Genomic DNA, 22,719 nt, shown 5'->3' with positions numbered 1-22,719 from the left:
ATACGCAAGCAAGACGTGATGTAGGGGGATATTAAATAGGCACGGCGAACGTGAAGGGGCCTATCGCATGCGATGTCGATCGAATGCCGTACTCAATGTGACCTCATGATGAATAACAAACATAAAATCGCTATTCCCGCGCGCTCCGCATGCTCATTGGCGCTGACCGCCGCGATTGCGATGTTGCTGCATCCCGCCAAATCCGCTTACGCGGATACGACGATCACCGGCACGCAGTCGGCGACGCAGACCTGGTCGTCGGGCGACTTCACGGTCAACTCGGGCGCATCGGTGAATCCGACTTCCGGTACTGGCGTGACGACCAGCGTCGGGGCGACGCTCGGCACCTTCACGAACAGCGGAACGACGACGGGTCAGACGATCGCCGTCCAAATCGCGGGCACGTCATCGAGCCAGACGACCGCGACCGCGCTCGTCAACACGGCCGGCGCGACGATTCGTTCGTTCGGGCAGACGGGGATCAGCGTCTATGAAGCGTCGCTCGGATCGTTGACGAACTCGGGGACGATTTCGGCGCTTCGTCGAGCGATCGACAATGAAACGACGATCACGGAACTCGTCAACAACGCCGGCGGCGTGATCTACGCAAGCAGCGATCGCGGGCAGGCCATCGCGAACAACGGCACGATCGATACGCTCAAGAACGCGGGGTCGCTGATCGTCGACAGCACGACGTCGAATATCGACGGCCCAGGGGGCTCCGCGGCATCCGCGAATGCGATTGGGATCGTGAACTATCAGTCGATCGGTACGCTCGTGAACAGCGGATCGATTACCGTGACCGGGGGGAGGTCCGCGACGGGCATCTACAACTCGGGGACCATCGGCTCGCTGACCAATTCCGGACATATCTTCGTGAGCGGAGCCGGGTCTGCCGGCATCGACAATGCGGGCGGGTTGATCGCGACGCTCGTCAACACCGGCACGATTGCCGCATCGGGGGCGTCAACGAACGGGATATTCAATCTTGGCTCGATCGCGTCGTTGACGAATAACGGCACGGTCAGCGCGAGCGGATCGGGATCGCGCGGCCTCTATGTCGGTGCGACGGGCACGATCACCGATCTCGAGAACACCGGAACGATTTCCGGCGGCGCGCAAGGCATTCTGACGAAGGGCTTGATTGAGTTGCTCGGCAACTCAGGGACGATCTCGGGCGGTACGACCGGCATCGACAATCGCGGCACGCTGACCACGCTGTCGAATAGCGGCGCGATCGTGAGTTCGGGCAATGCGATCAACAATGAAACCGGCGCGTCGCTCGAGTTGATCGCGAACTCGGGTGTGATCGCGGGGAATATCTTGAACGCGTCGTCGAACGATCTGACGATCCTCGGCGGCTCGGGCGCGACGTTCGGTATCTTGACCGGCTACAACGGCGCCATCGGCACGATCACGGACAGCGATGCGGGCGCGAATGTGACCTTCGGATCGGGAAATATCCTGCTTAACGACGGCATCGTGCTGGCCGGCGCGGAAAGCGCCGTCGAGAACACGGGGGCAGTGCTGAGGCTCGCCCAGCCGATCACGATCACGGGCAACTATAGTCAGACGGGCGGGGCGTTGCAGGTCGAGGCCGGAGGCGCGTCGCAAGGCAGCGAGTTGATCGTCACGGGCAATACGACGATGACCGCGGGCAATGTCGCGATCGTTCCCGAATCGTACGCACTCGCCGCGGGTCAGCGTTTCATCGTCGTGGATACCGCCGGGACAGCGGAATACGGCTCGGGCTTGACGTATTCGGCCGGCACGATCGCGGCGACGGGCAGTAGCGTGATGATCGGCGGACATGACGATCTCGTCGTCACGTTGGGTACGCCAGGTCAGACGCTGACGACCAGCGCGACGACAGCGAATGCCATCGCGGCATTGTCGGCGCTCTCGCGTTATACGGGCCTCACGAATCCCACGCTGTTGAATCTGTATAACGCCGCGCTCGGCGCCGATGCGCAGGGCGCGGCCGCCGCGAATCGCGCGGGCGCGCAGCTCAATCCGATCACACAGGGCGCGACCAGTCGCGCGGCGCTCGCGCCGACGACGGACGTGCTCAATATCATTTCGGATCACGCCGATACCCTGCGTGTCGCGCAGCGCGACGGCGAGAGCGGCGTATCGGCCGGCGAAGGCAGTCCCGACACGGGGGTTTGGGGTCAAGCGTTCGGCGGACATGCGAGCCAAGGCGATCGTGACGGCGTGGACGGGTATAGCGCGAACTTCGGCGGCTTGCTGTTCGGCGTTGACCGATCGATCGGCGATGCATGGCGCGCAGGCGGTGTGTTCAGCTACAGCAACTCGGCGATCAACAATACCGGAGACACGGCCGGCGACACGACGCGTGTCAACGCATACGGTCTCATGGGCTATGCGAGCTATATCGGGCAGCCTTGGTATGTGGATCTGACCGCCGGTATCGTGCAGCAGCGCTTCGATGCGCAACGTATCGTCGATTTCCCGGGTGTATCGGGCGAGTCGGGCAGCAGTTTCAGCGGCACGCAATATTTGGCGCGCGCCGAGGCGGGGTATCCGCTCGCGGTCGGACCGGCCACGCTGACGCCGCTTGCGCGTTTGACCTATAGCTATATGCATCAGAGCGCGTACGTCGAATCGGATGGCGACGGCACGGGATTGTCGGTGGGCGCGGCGCACACGACATCCGTCACGACCGACATCGGAGCGAAACTTTCGCGTGCTTTGCCGACGGCCTATGGCGTGGTGGTCCCTGAACTGCAACTCGCATGGCGGCATGAATACGACAACACGCGTGGCACGACGCAAGCGAGTTTCATCGCGGATCCGACGGGCGCGCTGAGTTTCACGTCGTCGAGCGCGAGTCCCGTCGAGAATGAGGTCATCGCGACCGTGGGCGTGACGCTGCTGCGCGCGAACAACCTGAGCGTGACCGCGCGTTACGAGCTCGACGCAGGGTCGGGCTATGTCGCGCAAGCGGGTATGCTGCGTCTTCGCCAGCTTTTCTGAGCGTTGTGAGCCCAAGGAGGACTTGAAACCCGATGCGTGAAGATGGAACGATTGGCGTGCATGGGGCAGGGTCCTCTTCTTCGTTGTCGAACGGTCGCGGGAGCGACTGTCGTGGGCACGCGCGGCGACGCGCGAAGGCACACGACGACATCGAGGTCCAAACGCGACCGAGAACGCGCATCGCGTGGCTCGGAATCGTGTCGTTGATGGTGTGCTTCGCAGCGGGCTGCAGCACGATGGATCCGGTCGAGCATGCCGATACGTTGGCGCAGGCGGGGGGACTGCAGCGTGAACGCATCGTCACGCCGACGTTCGTGCTCACGGCGTATTCAAAAATATCGTCGCCGCGCGAGCCGATTCATCTTTATATCGAAGGGGACGGGCTCGCGTGGATCTCGCGGACGCAGCCCTCGCTCGATCCGACACCGCATCAAGCGACGGGACTTCAGCTTGCCGCAATCGATCCGGCGCCGAACGTCGTCTATCTCGCGCGCCCCTGCCAATTCACACCGATGGCGGTGAATCCGACCTGTGGTATTCCCTATTGGACGGGCAAACGCTACGCGCCCGAGGTTGTGGCCTCGATGAACGATGCGATCAGCCAGATTGCCGCGCGCGCGCAGGGGCAACAGATCGAACTCATCGGATATTCGGGCGGCGGAGCGTTGGCGGTGCTGGTGGCGGCCGGGCGGACCGATATCGGATCGATCCGAACTGTCGCGGGTAATCTCGACGATGCGTATGTGAATCAGTTACACAATGTGTCCGAGATGCCCGAGTCCGAGAACCCAATCGACTTCGCGAAGCGAGTGGCGTCAATTCCGCAGATTCACTTCAGCGGTGCGGACGACCATGTCGTCCCGTCGGCTGTCGCAGAACGCTTTGTCGACGAAACGGGTCCGCGATGCGCGCAGACGCGCGTGGTGCCCGGTATGACGCATGACGGAGACTGGCGCGCGGTGTGGCCCGACTTGTTGCGCGTTGCGCCCGCGTGCGGACGCTGACGTCGAATGTATGGCTTCGCTTCGGGATGTTTCGCCGGGGCCTTTCGGATGTTTAAGGCGCTGAATCGAGGCGGATGTACGCAAGACATTGGAGCGGTCCCGTCTCGCGTGTACGTGGCTGAGCGTGCCGCATCCCGCCACGCGTGCAGCCATTGCGTCGGCTAGTGGGACGCACTTTGAGCCGGACGGAATCCGAGATACTGAAAGGCGGGGCCTTCTTGCGGATCATGCGGATCACTTGCCGTCGCCTTCGCTTTTATCGAGCGAAGCGCTTCGACGGTCTCTTGCTGGTTGGAAACGAAAGTCCAGTCATGAATCGCTTCGATCGACATGGGGGACGAAGCGGCCGCGATCGCGGTTTCGAGCGCATCAAGCGCAGCCGCCGGATCGGGGGTGTAGATGACAAATCCCTCGTTTGAAAATGCAGCGGCGGTGAATCCGAGCAAAGCCATGACACGTTGCTTGACGTCCGCGTCTTGCGCGGTCGTTTCGCGCGATTGCCGAATGATTTCGGCGGTTTCCGCGTCGAAGATGCGGCCGTTCTGTTCGAACGGCGGGTGCGTCGCGGACCATGCCTCGGGCGGGCACAGTTTGTTCGCGGGCACGAATTTCAAATAGGGGACGACCTCTGCGGGGTAAATGCGGCACACGCGTGGACGCTCATCGTAGATGTCGCATCGCATGTCGTCGCGCAAGTTGGGGCACGGGCCGTCGAATGCCGCGACGAGGGTCACGATCACGCGAATCGGCTGACTGCCGCTTGCCGCGGCGAACGAGACTCGACGTTTGTGCTGCGCAGGGACATCGTCGGCCGCCGGCTCGACGGGCCAGGGCACGGCATCGCAAAACACTTCGAGGGTGCCGCCGCGCCGAATCCACGACACGCTTTCCGCGACACTGAGGGGTAGCCTCAAGTCTTGACAGCATTTGCCGCACATCGTGCATGCGAAGTGCGTCATTGCCGGAGGGGCAGACGCTACGTGGGGAGGTGAGGTATTCATGGGTCAATCAAATCGATCGAATCGCGTGCGTGCATCAGCCGGACCGCAGGCGTGGGATTCGCGCAGCGGGCCATCGCCGGGACGATGACCTGCCGTGCAAAGCAAAGCAATGCGAAGCAGGGCCGTGTCGCGGTCAAGCGCCGGAAGCGCGTCGGAACGATGGATCTCGAATTCGGTTTTGAGCGGCAGAGGCGTCATGTCATGCATGCCGCGCCGTGGCGCTCTGTTCAGTTGCAAGGGACCGGTTGCCGGTGCGAAGGCGCCTATTCTCCAATACCGTTCTTACATCGCGCTTTCTCAGTAATAGTCCGACACAGAGTCGGCCTGGCTGAAGCTGGCTGCTCACGCGCGAGCGTCGGGCGACGCCTTCATCAAAATTAGGGTGTGTGATCGATTGACGCGCCGTGGCGGCCGGACGGCTGATCCGCGCGCGCATGCAAATCGAAAGGAATTCGTAACCAATGTGTCGGGTCACACGGTAGACGGGTACATCAGTTCGGATCCCTACTTAAATGAACAGATGCATATAAACCGATATGTGGAGTGGTTGTCGGCCTGTTTGACACATCGGGGACCCGATTGCCGTTACTGACGTGTGTTGCTGTGTTGCTGTGGTGGTTTTGAAGCGCTCTTGGGCGGTCGAGGCCGACCTTCGGTACGTACTGAATCGAGTTAGACCGCAGACTGCGACGGCCCAGATTCGCGGGTCCAGACACGTCGCTCGAAAAAGCATGACTTCGATCGATTCGCCACGAGTGTATGGCCTGCCGTTTCTTTACTTTACATAAGATCAATTGTGAATAATTTTGGTGTAGGGGCTCGTTTGGAATGTCCGATTCTGGCTCATTAGAAATGTCCGATTTCCGGGCTGCGAGGTGCACGCTGTGAGGCAGCGACGTCGCGGAGCCCATCATGAGCAAGCACGGATTGATCACGGTCAGCATGCGCGAACTGGAACGAGTCAAGATCATCACAGCGGTCACCGAGCGTCGATTTAAGGTCTGGCAAGCCGCTGAGCGGCTGGATCTGAGCGTGCGGCAGATTGCTCGGCTGTGTCGCCTGTATAGCGAACATGGCCCGAGCGGATTGGTGTCGCATCAGCGTGGCCATCCAAGCAATCGAGAGTTGCCGATCGATGTTCGAGCGCGTGTTGTGGCGTTGGTCCGCGAGCGATACCTCGACTTCGGTCCGACGCTGGCACGCGAGAAGCTTTATGAATGCCACGGCATCACAATCGGCAAGGAAACATTGCGCCGATGGATGTGCGACGCCGGCCTATGGATTCCGCGCAAACAACGTTTGCCCAAGATCTATCAGCCACGCGCACGTCGTGCGTGTTTCGGCGAGCTGATCCAGATCGACGGTTGTGAGCACGCGTGGTTCGAGGATCGGGCGCCGATCTGTACGCTGCTCGTCTTCGTCGACGACGCGACGAGCCGGCTGATGATGTTGCACCTCACGGCGACCGAATCGACCTTCAGCTATTTCGAAGCGACGCGCGCGTATCTGGAGCGCTATGGCAAGCCCGTGGCGTTTTACAGCGACAAGGCCTCGGTGTTTCATCTCCGCCATCCACCGGCGACCGCCGGACGGATGGGCATTACCCAATACGGGCGGGCCTTGTACGAGCTCAACATCGAGACCTGGTGTGCCAACAGCAGCGCGGCCAAGGGCCGTGTCGAACGTGCGCATTTGACCTTGCAGGACCGTCTGGTCAAGGAACTCCGGCTGCGCGGCATCGATACGAAGGAGGCGGCCAATGCGTATGCGCCCGCCTTTATGGCCGACTACAACGCACGCTTCGCCAAGGCGCCGAGGAGCGCCTTCGATGCACATCGGCCGTTGCGCGACGATGAAGATCTCGATCGGATCCTGACCTGGCGCGTGTTGCGCAAGGTCACCCACGTGCTGACCGTGCAGTATGACCGGGTGATTTATCTGCTCGAAGACACGCCGGCGAATCAGGCATTGATCCACCAATACATCGATGTGGTCGAGTATCCGGACGGCCGCATTGAAATCTGGGCCGATGGCGTGTCGTTGCCGTATGTGCCGTATGACCGGCTCGCCGAGCTCGATCCGGGTGCCGTCGTCGATCACAAACGCCTGGGACAAGCCTTGCAGGTGGCCCAGGCGATGCAGGCGCAGCGTGACGATCGACGTGCGCAAGCGCCCTCACGTACGAACCGCGGCGAAGCGGTGCGCGAGCACTTGAATCGCGAGGGTCGCAAGACCTCGCGCGCGATGACTGACGAGGACTTCAAACAGGCCCTGGAACGCTCGAGCCCACGCTGGAATACGCAGATCGGTAAGCCACACTAGCACTCCACCACCCTGCTCCGCTTCCCCCCACTACGACATTTCTATTTAGCGGCAACCCCGACATCTCTATCCAGCCTCGACATAGATGTAAGAGCAATATCCTAATGTCGTGTTTGAGCAAGATAGAAATGTCGTGTTTTGAAGGCTGGTGGCAAGCTGGTCGCGTCCCGCCTTAACGAATCGCCGCGCGCCGAAGCCTCGCGCTCTGGACGTGCGAGATTGTTGTTTTGGCAGTCCTGCCGTCTAGGAGACTCAAATGGAACCCACGACCATTGCCATTGATCTGGCTACGCGCGTTTTCCAGATTCACTACATCGAGCCTCAGACCGGTGTGACCCGCAGCAAGGCTTCGCTAACCGGCCTGCGAGTCGAATTGTCATGGAAGCCTACGGCAGTGCCCATCACTGGGCTCGTGTTCTGGCACGGCTTGGTCACGACGTTCAGCTCATCGCCGCGCAATTCGTGCGACCGTTTGTAAAGTCCAACAAGAACGACGCCGCGGACGCCGAGGCGATCTGGGAGGCCGCTCAGCGTCCCGGGATCCGATTCGTGGCCGTCAAGACGGAATCAGCAAGCCATGCTTGCGATGCATCATGTACGCCAGCAGCTGGTCCGAACTCGCGTCATGCAAATCAACCAGCTTCGTGGACTACTGTACGAAACTGCCGCAAGGCCGTCGCGCGTCGATCGAGGCCGCTCAAGCAGCGCTGGCGTCGCTGGTCAACGAGTTGTCAGCCATGCTGATAGGCACCCTGCAGGACCAGCTTTCACGACTTCACACGCTTGACGAGCAAATCGCGCGAATCGAACAGCGCATTCTCGAGTGGCGGCGCAACGACGACGCATGCTGCCGGATCTCAGAGATTCCCGGTGTGAGTGTGCTCACGGCAACTGCTGATTACGGCCTTTGCGGCGAAATCCATCGGGGCCGGCGGGTACAAACCGCGATCGAGTCCGGATATAAGTCCGCCCCCTCCTCGCCGCACTCAAAATCTCCTTGCAAATGGGAGGCGACCACATAAGTCATGTCGTACCCAGGTAGTTTCCGGCGCTCCCGGAACTAAATTTGGCACAATATTACGCCCTGAATAGCGAGGGGCCGCCTCTTTGTGAGCGAGGGATGCTTGAGGATGATTGCCTGACTCTCGCCGAATGACTTGCTTGGAGCATTATTTGCGTTGCGAAGCGACTTGTCTAAGCTCTCGTCGAACGTGTTAATGGCAGCAACTGGCCTTGTATCACGAAGCCTTGTTTTTTGACTTGTAGAAGCCGTGATTACAATCTAAAAACACGATATAAAACGTGTTGCAGTCAAACAGTACGTTGGTTTTTTGATGATACGCTTTTGATAAGTCTGGGGGAACAACGAAACCCACTAGACGCACCTCCTTCGAAAGACGAAAACGTCCCCAATGAACGTCGTGCGGCACATGTTTGGGGTGCGTAAAATCACTCATTGTCGGAAATTTCTCATAAATCGCCAACGTAGTACTAATACCATGCTTTTGTTTTTGCCAATGCATCAAAGGCGCTCGACAAAAATCCAAAAGTTTCTGGAATAAATCTTCCATTTCCTCCTTGGAAAGATCGGAAAACGCCTTTCCGTGATTTCCTTGCGTGCAAAAATAAGAAAAATTGAATTTGCATCGCAACGTCAAAGTATCACCGTCCGACATCAAACCCGTTATTGGTATATTGGAAAAATGAGAGGCCTTCTGTTTATTCTCAAAACCTCGTTTCTTCATAGACGAGGAACTCCGCCGATCTTTCCGTCGTCGTAGACGTTCGCAATCGATCTATCATTCCGCAGCATGTCACCAGGGACCTCGTCTAAACGAAAGACGAAACTTTCATTATCCTTTTTTGCCACCACGCACGAACGATATTTTCCCAATGCATCCATTATTTTCACGTTATGGGATGTAAAAATAAGTTGTGCGTGCCTCGGATTCATCGCCGGATCCGTAAATAACGCCAGTAGATTTGGCAGAATGTGTGGATGTAGATGAATATCTAATTCATCTACTACCAGCACACCACCTGTCATTAGTGCCAAGGCGTAGTCAGGAAGAGTTTGAAACAAGCGCTTTGTTCCACTTGACTCTCCTAAAGCGCTTACGGCGTAGTCTTCATTGTCAATTTGATGCAAAAAAACGGGGAAAAATATTTTTTCATTATTACCCCCTTCTCGATGTTTAATGACTATTTTCGAAACTCCGGTGTCGCAGTTACGGATGAAGTTCTCCACAAATGCCAAGGCATAGGGGGCTTCGTTGAGGAGTTTGGCAGTAGCGTTAATATCCATTAAAGGATCGTGCAAACCACTGTACGCGACGTTGGTTTGAATTTGATTCAATACATCAAAAACATCTTCAAGAAGTGGAAGTTGGTATTGGTTGACCGTTGCGATCAACGAAACGTTACTCCGCAATGTAAGCGACGAGATAGCCTCAAGCTCTTTTACGGACTTAACAACGGTGTTCTTTTTTCGTTCAAATAAGAGCGTTTTTTTTGATTTCGTGCGAAACAACGCTTCACGCACAACTTCATGCTCTGTCACTTCAAATTCGTACCGATAAATCAAGTCGCCGGCAATGAATTCGATATAAAATTCGCTTGCGTCCTTTCCATTTCCAAATGGCTCAAGTGGAAGTAACGCATTGGGTTTCCAAGCAAACGAACGTGCGGCGAAAAAATTGACAAAATTAAGCCCTTTGAGGAGCTGCGTTTTACCTGCCGCGTTGGCGCCATTAATACCCATTACCGTTGCGTATGGTTGTCCACGAGAAATGTTCTCGGGCGTATTTCCGTCAAAACGAAACGATAATACCGCGCCCTCTTTGAAGGAGAAAAAATTTCTCAACCCAAATTCGATGATCAACGTGCCTCTCCAGCCGAATGGGAAATCTATCGACAAATTTGTCGGAAGTCGATAGTTTAACTTGAGAATTGCGTAGTGGGTAGCTCTCATTCTGACGATTTCGTCGCACACCGCGCCTCACAAAGTCCAGAGCGTCGGCGTTTCGCGTGGAGGTGCCGCACACATACCTTCCCTCGCGAGCAGGCGTTGTCACGCACTCCGTAGGCGGACCGTGATCGAGGGTCGCTCAAGATCTTGCCGTTGCTAGTCTCAGACCAATTGACGTCGCCACTTGCGAAGCAGCGCGCGACAGATGAGAGTGCGACGCCGCGATGTCCCCTCAATCACCCGCTGAAGACCCCCTTCAATTGCTGGGAGCGTCTCACATCGTCGCTATGGAGGTAAATCGACGTGGTCGAAACCGAAGCGTGTCGAAGATTGTCGCGCACCGTGGTCAACTCGGTACCGCGCGTGAGCGCGTGTGATGCATGGGTATGCCTTATCCAATGCGGACTGGCATGAAGCTGGATTAGCCCCCCTAACTTCGACCCGGACAGAACGTTCAACATCCCTGGCTGATCGTCAACGATCCGGCATTTCCGACGTCCCCCGGGCGCGCAGATATCCACGGATCATGTGGAAAAGCTCCTGCTTCAATGCCGCGGAGGCGAGATTGCCTTGCCGAGAGGCGGCATGCACCACGCCTTCGACCGCCGCCGCGAGCACGCGCCCCGCCACCTCGATGTCGCTCGTGTCTCGACGATCCAGACTGGAAGCGACCACCAAGCGATATCGTCGCTGATACTCACTCTCGAACGCCTCGAAATTTTCTCGCGAAACAAGCGGAACCTCGTCAAGCAGGATCCGATGCAGCGCTGGATCAATCGAGTGCGCCGCAATCACGCCATCGACCAGAAGTCCCACACGTTGGTCGAGCGTGACAGGTTCGCGCGAGTCACTCGCATCGGATAGTGCGGCGAGCACGGTTTGAAGGTGACGCTGCCGGATAGCTTCCGCAAGCGCGAGTTTGTTTGGGAAATACTGATAAAGCGATCCGACGCTGACACCGGCCGCGTACGCGACCTCGTTCGTCGTGAAGGCTGCCCAACCTTGACGACCAAGAATGCGAGTCGCGGCTTCAATGATGGCGTCGACCATCGCGCGTGAACGTTGTTGGCGCGGCACTTTGCGCATGGGTTCCGGTCGCGACCGAACACGAGTATTCAAAACGGACGCCCCACATCAAAATACGAATATAAGCTCGCATTCTACAGCGGACCACAGGCCGACACGCTGCACACCTTGTGGCCGGATTCGGTAGTGCGGGCGGATCGCCCATTGCCATCACCAACGAGTCTGGGAAACGAATCTAGTCATGACAGCCATTCCGCAAACCTCACGTGAAGTCACCTTGATCGCCAATACGGAAGGCGACTTGAAGGCCGATTATTTCAAGCTCGTCGAGCGATCGGTGCCGGAACCGGGGCCGAACCAGATACTGGTGCGCAATCGCTGGTTCCGTATTTCCATCTCGACGCGCCTGATGGCCAACAAGGAGGCGCAGCACATCAAAGGCATTCCGTTTCCGCCGCTCAAGCCCGGCGACACGTTGGCCGACGGAGCAATCGGCGAGGTCGTGAAGGTCGGCCCGGGTGTTTCGCTGCGCGTTGGCAGCCGGGTCATGCATCCGCTTGGCTGGCGCGAGTACGCGTTGGTCTCAGCGACGCAATGTACGACCGTGGACGATGACGATGTGGAACCGGCCGCGTGGCTCGGCCATGGCTGGACGGCATACGCGGCGCTGACGAGAGCCGTTGGCGTGCGCGATGGCGACACCGTTTTTGTGACGAGCGGTGCCGGCGCCATCGGATCGATGGCCGCGCAAATCGCGCGGTTGCTGGGTGCCGGCCGTGTCATCGGGAGCACCGGTAGCACCGAGAAAGTCGACTGGATGCGTACAGAGCTCGGCTACGACGCCGTGATTACCCGCGATGGCGGTGACGTTCGGGAACAACTGGCCAAGGCGGCGCCCGACGGCATCGATGTGATCGTCGACATGATGGGCGGCGAACAACTGGCCGCCGCGATCGAACAAACACGCGAAGGCGCGCGTGGCGTGCTACTGGGTGCCTTGACCGCGGAACTGAACCCGCACAACGCGACGCTGAAGGCCCCGGTCGAGATCGACACGTTTCAACTCATTCTGAAAGGGGTGACCTTACGCGGATTCAGCGCGGACGAGCATGCGTCGGAAGTGTTTCCGGCATGGCTGCGGCAGGTCGGCGACTGGTTGCGTCGCGGTGCGATCCGTTTGCCGCAGACACGCGTCGCAGGCATCGAGCGGGCGACGCTTGCGCTCGAAGCAGCCTGCGCAGGCCGCCTCAAAGGCGTCGTGCTCGTGGAGGTCTAGCCAAAGCAGACAGCGAGGCGGACTCCAACCGCGAAGCCTGAGCCTCTTGCAAGTCCCAGCCCAAGGAGCGACCTGCCCCCCGACCGTTCCCGGGGCAGGCGCCCTCTCTCCCGCTTGCACCTGACGTGACGTCAGGTTCAGAACGCATACCCCATGCGAACGCTACCCTGCTCGGCCGATACATGTGTTGTATTGATCAACGCATCGCCGTTCAGCGAGATCGTCAGGTTTCGCTTGAGCTCCGTGCCGACGCTGAAACCCGTCGTCAGATAGCCGCGCGGCAAGCTTGTACCCGGCGCCGTGAACAACGTTCCGTCCTGCGATGCCACGCTCAAGGCACGATTGGCGTCGAGTAGTTCACGCGCATAGCCCACGCGCCATTCGACATTGACGGGCTTGAGCGCATCACCGAAAGCCTTGTCGAGCGTGAGATCGACATACGGTTGCAAACTGTGCGCGTTGTCGGTACCGACGCTCAGATCTTCGCCGCCCGCTCCGCTCTCTCCAAACCCGTTCGCGTGGAAATACGCATAGCGCAGCCCGACGCGCGGCGTGACCGTCACGCTACCGAGCGCCATCGGCATGCTCGCTTGCGCGCCGGCGTTGATCTCCTGCCCAATGTGATCGCCCTCAGCCGTGCCTTGTGAGGCGAATCCACGCTGCTGCGAGAGGAAATCAAGTCCGACGCCCAACGTCGCGGCGACATTCACCGGGCCGAACGCGCGCGCACCGTAGAGCGCGGCACGCAGCGTGTCGGTCGTGCCGGAATCCCCCGAGTCTTGTTCATCGATCGCCGTATGGTCATAACCGGCCGCGACGCCCACCGTGTAGTCGCCCACCTTCTGATCAAGCCCGGCCAGAAAGCCATACCGGTCCGCTTGGAAACCCGGTGCGCCATTCGTGCCGCCGACGGTCGTCTGGCTTCCGGTCGCCGTGATCCATCCTGCAGCGGCGCCCGGCGTCGCGGTCGATGCGCCGCCCAGGCGATCAAGCACGGCCGCGTTTTGCGATTGCGCGCCGAGCAGCGCCGACGTGCCGAGCGCAGCAAAGATGCTCGTATCGACCGGCGCGACGACGACCGACGATGACACGCCGGACAGCGTCAAGGCGACACCGTTCAGCGAATAGGAGACCGCCGATGTGAGCCCTGCGAGGTTGGCCGTGCCCGTGCTCGTCACCTGGCTGAACACACCGCTCAGGCTACCGGCCGAGACCAGCGTGTATGACTTCGCTGTGTAGGTGCCCGGATCGTAGACGATCGCGAGTACACCATTCAGCGCAGCACTGCCAACGACGTTCAGTTGTGAGGCGGCCGTCGGACTGACTTCGATAGACAGCGTCGCGGCGCTCGCCTGCGTGTAGTTACCACCAATCGTCAATGTGCCGATCGTGCCACCCGGAGCCACTGTGCCGTTGTCCGCCACATCGCCTTGCACCGTGCCATGCCCGCGCAAGGTGCCGGCCGCATCGACCGTGACATTACCGCCGAGTACAGCGCCGGGCGTATTGATGTCACCGACTTCGAGCAAGCCCGCGCTGACTTCAGTCGTGCCCGCGAACGATGCGTTATTGCCGTCCAAGATCGTTGTGCCAGTGCCTTGCTTGAGCAGCGTGCCCGTGCCACTGAGTGCCCCTGCAAAGACGGTCGAGTTGGCACCCACGGTCAGTGTGGTGCCCCCGAGGTTCACCATGCTGCCACTCACGCCGCTTAGGCCTCCGATCGTTTGATTGCCCGCTGCCGAGACGTCGAAGATCGTGCCGGATGCGGCCAGATTCACCGTTCCCGTGGCCGCGAGGCTGCCGCCCGCGCCTAGCGCGAAGGTGCCGCCCTGGATGACGACACCCCCCGTAAAGGTGTTCGCGCTGGTCAGCGTCTCGGTGCCGGTGCCTTCCTTGACGATGCCGCCCCCGCCGGAAATCGCGCCCGCAAACGTCGCGTCGTTGGCGCTGCCGAGCGTCAGGCCGGCCGCGCCCAGCGACACTGAGCTGCCCGCCACGCCGCTCAGCGCGCCGATGCTCGCCATGGACGTCGTGCCGCTGACGTCGAGCGCCGTACCCGCGTTGGCGAGCATCACGTCACTCGACGCCGACAGCGAGCCGCTGCCCGACAGCGCAAGCGTGCCGGCGTTGATGAGCGTGGTGCCGGTGAAGGTGCTCACGCCCGTGAGCGTTTCGGTGCCGCTGCCTTGCTTGATCAGACCGCCCGTGCCGCTGATCGTACTGCCCAGCACCTCGCTGCCTGCATCGCCGAAGCTCAGCGAGTTCGCGCCCAGCGTGACCTTGCTGCCCGCAACGCCGCTCAGACCACCGATGGTCTGCAGCGTCGCCGCCGCGCTGATGTCGAAGCCGCTTCCGGCGCTTTCCAGATCGACCGCTCCGGTCGCCGCCAGCGAACCGCTCGCGCCGATCGCGATCGTCCCGGCACTGATAAAGGTGCCGCCCGTGTAAGTGTTCGCGCCGGCCATCGTTTCGGTGCCTGTGCCCACCTTGAGGATGCCACCCGTGCCACCCATCACGCCGGTATAGGTCGCATCCAGCGTGGAGCCGAGCGTCAACAGGTTCGAGCCCAGATCGACGGTGCCACCGCCTTCGAGCGTGCCGAACACCTGCTGGCCTCCGCCGGCCGATAGATCGAAGGTCGCGCCGGTCGCCACATACACGATGCCGGTCGCTGCCAGACTCGCGTTCGCACCGAGCGCCAGCGTGCCGGCATCGATGGTCGTGCCCCCGGTATAGGTGTTCGTGCCGTTCAGCGTCAGCGTGGCCGCACCGTCCTTGGTCAGACTGCCTGCCCCCGTCAGCACGCCGTTGAGCGTGAGGGCGTTGGAGCCAAGAACGGTCACGCTACCGTTGAGGGTGAAGTTATTGGTCAACGTCACAGCCGCGGCGCTGTCGAGCGTCACCGTGTTGTTGACGGTCACGGCACCGGTGCCGAGCGCCGATCCGTTATTGATGACGATGCCGCCCGCGTTAAGCGTCGTGCCGCCGCTGTACGTATTCGTGCTAGTCAGCGTTTCGATGCCGGTGCCGTCCTTGACGAGCGCGCCAGTGCCGCTGATCATGCTGGCCAGCGTCTGGTTGGCGGTGCCGCCGAAAGTCAACGTGTTCGCGCCCAGTGCCACCGCGCTGCCCGCCACGCCGCTCAAGGCGCCAATGGTCTGCGCGGCGCTCGCGGCGCTGATGTCGAAGCTCGCGCCCGAAGCGGCCAGATTTACCGCGCCGGTCGCCGCCAGTGAACCGCCTGCGCCGATCGCCAGCTTGCCCGCATTGATCGTCGTGCCACCGGTGTACGTATTCGCGCCGGTCAGCGTCTCGACACCCGCACCGTCCTTGTCGATGCCGCCGGTGCCGCTGATCGTGCTAGCCAGCGTCTGGTTGGTCGCATCGCCGAAGCTCAGCGTGTTCGCGCCCAGCGCCACTGTGGTGCCCGCCACGCCGCTCAAGGCGCCAATGGTCTGCGTGGCGCCCGCGGCGCTGATGTCGAAGGTCGCGCCCGAATCGGCCAGATTCACCGCGCCGGTCGCCGCCAGTGAACCGCCTGCGCCGATCGCCAACTTGCCCGCATCGATCGACGTGCCGCCGGTGTACGTATTCGCCCCGGTCAGCGTCTCGACGCCGGTGCCGTCCTTGACGAGCGCGCCGGTGCCGCTGATCGTGCTGCCCAGCGTTTGATTGGTGGCGTCGCCGAACGTCAATGTGTTCGCGCCCAGATTGATCGCAGCGCCGCCCACGCCGGACAGCGCGCCGATGGTCTGCGGCGTGGTCGCCGCGCTGATGTCGAAGATCGCGCCCGAATCGGCCAGACTCACCGCGCCGGTGGCCGCCAGCGAGCCGCCCGCGCCGATCGCCAGCGTGCCCTCCTCGATGGTCGTGCCACCCGTATAGGTGTCGACACCGCTAAGCGTCACGGTCGGGCCGAACACGAAAATACTGCCGACGCCGATGATCGCGCCGGACAGCGTCAGGTCGTTGGCGCCCGACACGGCTAGGCCACCTACGCCAAGCGAAAACAGATTGGCCACCGAAAGGCCCGCGGTGAGCGACTGCAGCGTACCGCCCGTGGATGTGACGGTGCCCATGCCCAGACCGGTTGCACTGTCGATGAGGGCTGTCGCGCCGCTCGAGATGGTGGCGGCGAGTGCGCCTGAAGGGCCGTTGATGGTCCATGTACCGCTGGTGATGCTGACGGTCTGGAAGTCGATGTAGTTGGCGATGCTGATCTGGCCCGTGGCCGGGCCGCCTGAGGCCTGCGCCAGATACAGCGTGTTGTTGCCGCCTGCGCCGCCGTCGACGATGCCCGCTTGCGCAAAGCTCAGGCTTAGGCCCGTGACGCCGAGCACGCCCTCGGACGCTCCGGTGCCGGCCGATACGGACGAACCGGTCAGCGCATAGAACTTGTTGGTGCTGGAGGCGCCCATCGACACGCTGCCAACGATGCTGCCCGCGTTGGTAAAGGTGTTACCGGTGCTCGACGCCTGCAGCCCGATGCGACCGTTGATGGTGCCGTTGTTGGTGAAATTGACCGTACCCCCACCATATACGGCCACCGAGACGCGGTCGGCAGTCGCAACCGTCGCGCCGGCAATCGCGGTGGAAGACATTGTGCCGTTGTTGACGATGGTGCTCACGCCGCCCGCGCCGTTCTGCACGGCCAGCGCGAGGCCGGTCAGGCTCGGCAGGTTGGCTGACTCCGACTGTGCGGTGCCGTTCATCGTGCCGCTGTTGGTCACGTTGATGGTGCTGGCACTGCTGTTGCCGATCACCGTGCCGTTCGCCAGCATGCTCAATGTCCCGAGAAGATCCGGATCAATAACGCCGCTGTTGTTTAGGGTGACATTGCTGCCGGTCAGCGATATTGCCGTCCCGCCGACGGCGAGCTGTACGCCGAACGACGTGGTCGAATCGGTGTTGACCGTGATGCCGCTGGTCGCGTTCGTATAGCTTGGCGAGAGCGGATTGTCGGCGCCGGTACAGTTGACGACCGTGCCCGTCGTCGTACAAGTCGTCGCACGCGCGTCATCCGCAGCGAGTCCGGCGCTCACTCCAAACGCAATGTAGATCGCCGCGGTGATCGCATCACTGCGAATCCGTTTGCCTGATTTGACAAAGCCCATGAACTCTTTCACGCCCACCTCGTTCGGAAAAGACAATCGGCATCAAAATCGGAGATTGAAATTGCACTCGCGCTCCGGCCAGCAATAACGCTTCGTCGGTTTCTGAATCCACGGGCGCATGACAAGCTTCGAGCGATTGCAAACGCCCGCTTTTATGCAGCGCATTCGCGCTGATCGATATCGCTCAGGGATCAGGACGTCGGGACGATCAGGAGGGGATGTTCGGTTTCAAAGCTTGTGTCTCGGGTCTATTTTCGGTTTTAGGATGTTTTGAGCGCATAGTAAATACTCAAGCTTTCGATATTCTTTCAATTCGATTTATGGATCACGCATTTCCGCGGTATTCCGCGGAGGCTAATTTCTGCCGAATAACGGAGAACTGAGACGGGTTTTCAGCAAAGGGCGTAGAGCGTTGAACCTACAAGTCGCAAAGCCATAGCGCTCGTCATGACTTGCGTATCGCTTAGGAACCGCACCGAGTGACGGTAGAGGCGCCGTGAACGTCCCGAGCGCCGGCAACGGCGAGTGAAGCGGACATTCGAACATGTCGTTGCGGCGCAGGTGGAACAGCTGCAATGGGCCGGCCTCGGTCCGACGCGACCCCCACGCAACAACCGAACCTCAAGAACCCCGGCATCTTCATCGTGAAGCCCTACCGCTCGGAGCGCAATGTGGCTCGACTGACACGAATCTTACGAAAGGGTTGCCAGATGTTTTATAAATGGTAATCATTCTCATTTTTCGAATCCAGCGCGCTCCGCTCTCCGAGCCGTTCTATGACGACTGCAGAATATCCAGGGCAAACCCATCTGCACGCCCTTTATGGATCTCATCACGGTTGGCTCAAAGGCTGGCTGCAACGACGCCTCGGCAATGCGGCCGACGCGAGCGACATTGCCCATGACGTGTTTCTTCGTCTGCTTGTCAAACCGGCTGCACGCGGTTTTGCGACACCGGCAGAAGCGCGCGCCTATTTGCGGCTGATGGCCAAGGGTATCTGCACCGATCACTGGCGTCGCCGCGAAATCGAGCAAGCGTGGCTCGACACCCTTGCCGCGCAGCCTGAGTCAGTCGAGCCGTCGCCGGAATTCCGTGCAGCGATCATCGAAACGATTTTGGAAGTCGGCACGCTGCTCGGCAAACTGTCGGCCAAGGCACAACAGGTCTTCGTGCTGGCACAGATCTATGGCTTTTCCACGCCCGAGATCGCGGCGGAGCTTGCCATCTCGGGACGCATGGTCCAGAAGCACCTCGCCAACGCGGTGCTTCAACTCGCCCTCTTCGACGCGGGACTGATGCGTCCTTAACGGCACGAGCACACAGCCATGCGGGACAACAATGACGAGGTGCGCGCCGACTACGCGAGCCTGGAACAGGCGGCGCAGTGGTATGCGTCGCTCCATGCAGGCGCGGCGACGGATACGCAACTCGGCGCGTGGAAGGTCTGGCTCGAGTCTCGTCCCGAGCATCGCCGTGCCTGGCAGCATATCGAAGCGGTCAGCCGTCGCTTCGATCCGATGCGTGTAGAGGAACACCGCGATGCCGCAGCCGCCGCAGTACAAGCGGCGATGCGCGGCGGCACCGGGCGCCGACGCGCGCTGGCCGCCGTCGCGGCGCTCAGCGGGAGCGGACTGCTCACTTGGCTGGGTTGGCGCCATACGCCACTGGGGGACGTCGTCACGGCATGGCGCTCCGATTACCACACGGGCACCGGAGAGCAGCGCGAGATCTTTTTGGCTGACGGCACGCGTCTTTGGCTGAACACCGATAGCGCAGTCGACTCCGTATACGACCGGAACCAACGCTCAGTCTCGTTGAAGCTTGGCGAGATGCTGATCGAGACAGCCCCGGATCCGCAACACCGAGCGTTCTACGCAGAAACACGCTTCGGCCGCATGCAGGCGCTCGGTACTCGATTTGCCGTGCGGCTTCGACCGGAGTCGACCTTGCTTGCCGTCTACGAAGGACGCGTGCGGATTCGTACCATCACCGGAACGGAACGCGTCATCGCGCAGGGCGAACAATGCCATTTCACATCCAGCACGATCTCCGAATCGCAAGCCGTCGACCCAGCACGCGAGGCCTGGACACGTGGCGTTGTTCTGGCGGAAGACATCCCGCTCGCTCAACTCGTGGAAGAACTTGCTCGCTATCGGCATGGTCATCTTGCGGTCGCGCCGGAGATCGCCAATCTTAAGGTGGTGGGCCGGTATCCGGCCACGGACACCGATTACGCCCTTGCCATGCTGGAGCGCGATCTGCCGCTGCGCGTCCAACACACATTGCCCTGGTGGACCACGCTCGTGCCGCGCTGAGCGCCGCTGCGAAATTATTTTCCACAATCGGTTCGCATTTTCCGGTCTCGTTCGATTCCGTATGTGAAAGAGGGCCATTCGGAACCGCGCGACATGGGCGTGCACGTCAGTGACTGGGCAAGACGCGACGGGTGATGGACCTCTCCTTGTCCAATTGACCCTGAAGGAACGCTCCGCCATGCGCCGCCTGTTTTCGCGCTCTTCCAACCCTGCCGGGATTTCTCCGGCGCTGCCAACGAATATGCATCGCGCCGTCACACATCCGATCCGCCGTCCCATCGCGATCGCGGCGCATTGCGCGTTATGGGGTGTGTTATCGATCGGGGCCGCCGTGGGAACGACCGCGCATGCGCAGTCGCCCGCTTCACATGCCGCGGCCGATCCGATCAAGCATTTCGATGTGCCGAGTGGCCCCCTGGCGACGGCCCTGAGCCAGTTGGCCGACCAGGCCGACGTGTTGTTGAGCGTGCCGGGCTCGATCACCGCGGGCAAGTCGAGTCCTGGCGTGCATGGCGACTATACGGTGCCTCGTGCCTTCGACTCGCTGCTTAGCGGCACCGGCCTGCAGGCGCTTCGCCAGGACGATGGCAGCTATTCGCTTGCCCCGATGTCGACGGATGCGGGCAGTCTTCCGACCGTGACGGTCGTCGGTCGCTCGGACGGCGCGGCGTCGCAGGCTGAAATGCTCAATCCGCCGAGCACGGTCGGCTCGAAGATTCCTGTCGCGCAGCGAGAGATTCCGCAATCGGTCAGCGTGATCACTCAACAGCAGATCGAGCAGCAGAACGCCTCTACGCTCGCAGACGTGATGCGCTATACGCCAGGTATCGAAGCGCTGCCCGTGAGCTCGGTGACGACCTCGTATATTGCCCGCGGATTTCCCATTACGACGTTCCAGCTGGACGGCGTTCCCACCGCGCTCACTTCGAGCAGCGTCGGCGCGCCTGACGAAGACGTTTCGATGTACGACCGCATCGAAGTCCTACGAGGGGCCTCTGGCCTGTTCAATGGCTTCGGTGGCGATGGCGGCACCATCAATCTCGTGCGCAAGCGCGCGCCGTCGACGTTCGAGGCGTCGGCCGATGTCGGCATCGGCAACTATGCCGATCATCGGGAGCAACTGGATATCGGCGGCCCGCTGAATCAGTCGGGCTCCCTGCGCGCTCGCGTCGTCGCGATGCAGCACGATCAGCATTTGATGCAGGACGGAACCTGGCAGCGCGACCAGCAGGTATTCGGCACCTTGGAAGCCGATCTGACGTCGACCATGACTGCGCGTGTCGGAGCGAGTTATACGAAGCAGTTCGGTCACGAGATGTATGGGCTACCGGTGTCCACCGATCACACTCCGATCTCGGTGCCTCGCAGCCTGTATCTCGGTGCAAGTTGGAATTACACACAGTTGGAAAAGTCGAGCGAATTCGTCAAGGTCGAGCAAAAGTTGGCCGATGACTGGAAGGCCAAAGTGGCCTACAACCACGTGCAATACAGTAGTTTTGCCGCCTACGGTATCCCGAATTCGTATGTGGACCCCACGACGATGATCGGGAATCCGTACAGTCTGAGCTATGCGGACAAGAACACGCAGGATTCGCTCGATGCGTTTGTCAGCGGTCCCTTCGAGCTTCTGGGCCGAAAACATCAGTTGACGCTCGGCTCGAGTTATCTGCATCAGCGTGATCGCTCGTATGAATACCTGATCAACCCTGATACCGGACTCGATATTTTCGGCGACTACACCGCCAGCATTCTGAACAATTCGATTTACTCGGACGCATTTGCGGGCGGCCCGCAGAGCAACTACACGACCGTATCGAATCAGTACGCGCTGTACGCCAACGCGCGCATCAGCATTCTGGATCCGCTGACGCTCGTCCTGGGAGCCCAGGCGACCTGGTGGAATTCGACGGTGACGCCGGATTCAAATCCCTACTACAACGCGTTTGGCACCACGTATTCGCACGATTCCTCGGGTCCGAAATTCACGCCGCTGGTGGGTCTCGTCTACGACATCAACGACACTTACACGGCCTACGCAAGCTATACGTCGATCTATAAACCGCAGACTTCCTATACGTCATTCGACGGAGGGATTCTGAAGCCGGTTGTCGGCAGTCAGTTCGAAGTCGGTATCAAAGGCGAGTACTTCGGCGGCAGACTCAACACAGGAATCGCCCTGTTCCAGATCGACGAAAGCAACCGTGCGTTCGAAGATCCGGCGCACCCGAATTTTTATCTTGCATCGGGCAAGGCGCGCAGCCAGGGTTTCGAGCTGACGGCAAGCGGCGAAGTATTGCCGGGCTTGACTGTTCAGACCGGCTACACGTACGTCGACGCACGCGCCCTCGACGACAGTCTCACGACGGGCGGGAATTTTTCGTGGCAACCCAAGCATCAATTCAAGGCGTGGACCAACTATCAGTTGCCTGGGCCGTGGCACAAATGGAATATCGGGGGCGGTGCGATCGTCCAGAGCGGCATGTATTCGCTCGATAGCGGTTACCACGATACGGCGGGCGGCTACGCCATTTTCAATGCGCTCGTGGGTTACGAGATTTCGAAGAACCTGTCCGTCACGCTGAGCGGGACGAACATCTTCAATCGCAAGTACTGGTCGGCTGTCGAAATTGGTAACGGCAACTACTATGGCAATCCAGCCCAGGTCATGATGACCTTGCGCGCTCGGATCTGACCCG

General features: G+C 60.5%; 15 protein-coding genes and 1 pseudogene. 9 read left to right on the top strand and 7 right to left on the bottom strand.

Annotated features, from left to right (window positions below):
• The first annotated feature begins 108 nt into the window (after window positions 1-108).
• Window positions 109-2,997, top strand: coding sequence for an autotransporter outer membrane beta-barrel domain-containing protein (locus D7S86_RS16410; RefSeq protein ID WP_121088116.1), 2,889 nt, complete (start codon window positions 109-111; stop codon window positions 2,995-2,997).
• 236 nt (window positions 2,998-3,233) lie between these two features.
• Window positions 3,234-4,001, top strand: a complete 768-nt coding sequence (locus D7S86_RS16405; RefSeq protein WP_240648241.1) for an alpha/beta fold hydrolase — start codon at window positions 3,234-3,236, stop codon at window positions 3,999-4,001.
• A 161-nt stretch (window positions 4,002-4,162) separates the two neighbouring features.
• Here the strand turns inward: D7S86_RS16405 and D7S86_RS16400 are convergent, their stop codons facing one another.
• Both D7S86_RS16400 and D7S86_RS16395 read right to left on the bottom strand, forming a co-directional pair.
• On the bottom strand, window positions 4,163-4,939 hold the full coding sequence (locus D7S86_RS16400; protein WP_240648240.1) for a YkgJ family cysteine cluster protein: 777 nt from the start codon (window positions 4,937-4,939) through the stop codon (window positions 4,163-4,165).
• Between the two features lie 66 nt (window positions 4,940-5,005).
• Window positions 5,006-5,209 carry a hypothetical protein gene (locus D7S86_RS16395; RefSeq protein ID WP_121087936.1) on the bottom strand — a complete coding sequence of 68 codons (204 nt, stop codon included), beginning with the start codon at window positions 5,207-5,209 and terminating at the stop codon, window positions 5,006-5,008.
• A 705-nt stretch (window positions 5,210-5,914) separates the two neighbouring features.
• Between D7S86_RS16395 and D7S86_RS16390 the strand changes: the two genes are divergently transcribed.
• From D7S86_RS16390 to D7S86_RS30235, 3 genes are all read left to right on the top strand, one after another.
• Window positions 5,915-7,324, top strand: coding sequence for an ISNCY family transposase (locus tag D7S86_RS16390; protein ID WP_121087935.1), 1,410 nt, complete (start codon window positions 5,915-5,917; stop codon window positions 7,322-7,324).
• A 256-nt stretch (window positions 7,325-7,580) separates the two neighbouring features.
• Window positions 7,581-7,802 carry a hypothetical protein gene (locus D7S86_RS30240; RefSeq protein ID WP_240648223.1) on the top strand — a complete coding sequence of 74 codons (222 nt, stop codon included), beginning with the start codon at window positions 7,581-7,583 and terminating at the stop codon, window positions 7,800-7,802.
• Window positions 7,803-7,917: 115 nt separating this feature from the next.
• Window positions 7,918-8,346 (top strand): hypothetical protein, encoded by a 429-nt coding sequence (locus D7S86_RS30235; protein ID WP_240648222.1) that lies wholly within the window; start codon window positions 7,918-7,920, stop codon window positions 8,344-8,346.
• A gap of 216 nt (window positions 8,347-8,562) precedes the next feature.
• Here the strand turns inward: D7S86_RS30235 and D7S86_RS29175 are convergent, their stop codons facing one another.
• The 4 genes and pseudogenes from D7S86_RS29175 to D7S86_RS16370 all read right to left on the bottom strand — a co-directional run bounded on the left by D7S86_RS29175 (window position 8,563) and on the right by D7S86_RS16370 (window position 11,378).
• A complete protein-coding gene (locus D7S86_RS29175; protein ID WP_147432363.1) occupies window positions 8,563-9,069 on the bottom strand; it encodes a hypothetical protein in 507 nt (168 codons plus the stop codon).
• Entirely contained in the window at window positions 9,066-10,205 is a 1,140-nt protein-coding gene (locus tag D7S86_RS16380; protein ID WP_158601997.1) for an AAA family ATPase, read from the bottom strand. The genes D7S86_RS29175 and D7S86_RS16380 overlap by 4 nt, the downstream gene beginning before the upstream one ends.
• A gap of 323 nt (window positions 10,206-10,528) precedes the next feature.
• Window positions 10,529-10,702: pseudogene (locus tag D7S86_RS16375) on the bottom strand (tyrosine-type recombinase/integrase); the annotation flags it as partial.
• A gap of 64 nt (window positions 10,703-10,766) precedes the next feature.
• A complete protein-coding gene (locus D7S86_RS16370; protein WP_121087933.1) occupies window positions 10,767-11,378 on the bottom strand; it encodes a TetR/AcrR family transcriptional regulator in 612 nt (203 codons plus the stop codon).
• A 181-nt stretch (window positions 11,379-11,559) separates the two neighbouring features.
• On the opposite strand from D7S86_RS16370, the gene D7S86_RS16365 reads away from it, so the two are divergent.
• On the top strand, window positions 11,560-12,594 hold the full coding sequence (locus tag D7S86_RS16365) for an MDR family NADP-dependent oxidoreductase (protein ID WP_121087932.1): 1,035 nt from the start codon (window positions 11,560-11,562) through the stop codon (window positions 12,592-12,594).
• Between the two features lie 137 nt (window positions 12,595-12,731).
• Here D7S86_RS16365 and D7S86_RS16360 read toward each other — a convergent pair whose 3' ends face one another.
• Window positions 12,732-17,720: a beta strand repeat-containing protein gene (locus tag D7S86_RS16360; RefSeq protein WP_147432362.1), complete on the bottom strand. Its 4,989-nt coding sequence runs from the start codon at window positions 17,718-17,720 to the stop codon at window positions 12,732-12,734.
• Between the two features lie 764 nt (window positions 17,721-18,484).
• Here D7S86_RS16360 and D7S86_RS16355 point away from each other — a divergent pair.
• The 3 genes from D7S86_RS16355 (at window position 18,485) to D7S86_RS16345 (ending at window position 22,715) form a co-directional block, all read left to right on the top strand.
• Window positions 18,485-19,015, top strand: coding sequence for a sigma-70 family RNA polymerase sigma factor (locus D7S86_RS16355; protein ID WP_121087930.1), 531 nt, complete (start codon window positions 18,485-18,487; stop codon window positions 19,013-19,015).
• Window positions 19,016-19,033: 18 nt separating this feature from the next.
• The gene (locus tag D7S86_RS16350) at window positions 19,034-20,023 is read left to right on the top strand and encodes a FecR domain-containing protein (RefSeq protein ID WP_121087929.1); all 990 of its coding nucleotides are present in this window, start codon (window positions 19,034-19,036) and stop codon (window positions 20,021-20,023) included.
• Window positions 20,024-20,354: 331 nt separating this feature from the next.
• A complete protein-coding gene (locus D7S86_RS16345) occupies window positions 20,355-22,715 on the top strand; it encodes a TonB-dependent siderophore receptor (protein ID WP_158601996.1) in 2,361 nt (786 codons plus the stop codon).
• Window positions 22,716-22,719: the final 4 nt, after the last annotated feature.

This window comes from Pararobbsia silviterrae (assembly GCF_003628125.1).
In the GTDB taxonomy this organism is placed as follows: Bacteria; Pseudomonadota; Gammaproteobacteria; order Burkholderiales; family Burkholderiaceae; genus Pararobbsia; species Pararobbsia silviterrae.
This window is presented reverse-complemented; position numbering and strand designations above follow the sequence as displayed.

Coding starts and splice junctions, on each gene's coding strand:
- D7S86_RS30240 (WP_240648223.1), top strand. CDS start 7,581: ATGGAACCCACGACCATTGCCATTGATCTGGCTACGCGCGTTTTCCAG.
- D7S86_RS16410 (WP_121088116.1), top strand. CDS start 109: ATGAATAACAAACATAAAATCGCTATTCCCGCGCGCTCCGCATGCTCA.
- D7S86_RS16400 (WP_240648240.1), bottom strand. CDS start 4,939: ATGTGCGGCAAATGCTGTCAAGACTTGAGGCTACCCCTCAGTGTCGCG.
- D7S86_RS16370 (WP_121087933.1), bottom strand. CDS start 11,378: ATGCGCAAAGTGCCGCGCCAACAACGTTCACGCGCGATGGTCGACGCC.
- D7S86_RS16395 (WP_121087936.1), bottom strand. CDS start 5,209: ATGCATGACATGACGCCTCTGCCGCTCAAAACCGAATTCGAGATCCAT.
- D7S86_RS30235 (WP_240648222.1), top strand. CDS start 7,918: ATGTACGCCAGCAGCTGGTCCGAACTCGCGTCATGCAAATCAACCAGC.
- D7S86_RS16355 (WP_121087930.1), top strand. CDS start 18,485: ATGACGACTGCAGAATATCCAGGGCAAACCCATCTGCACGCCCTTTAT.
- D7S86_RS29175 (WP_147432363.1), bottom strand. CDS start 9,069: ATGAAGAAACGAGGTTTTGAGAATAAACAGAAGGCCTCTCATTTTTCC.
- D7S86_RS16390 (WP_121087935.1), top strand. CDS start 5,915: ATGAGCAAGCACGGATTGATCACGGTCAGCATGCGCGAACTGGAACGA.
- D7S86_RS16405 (WP_240648241.1), top strand. CDS start 3,234: ATGGATCCGGTCGAGCATGCCGATACGTTGGCGCAGGCGGGGGGACTG.
- D7S86_RS16350 (WP_121087929.1), top strand. CDS start 19,034: ATGCGGGACAACAATGACGAGGTGCGCGCCGACTACGCGAGCCTGGAA.
- D7S86_RS16365 (WP_121087932.1), top strand. CDS start 11,560: ATGACAGCCATTCCGCAAACCTCACGTGAAGTCACCTTGATCGCCAAT.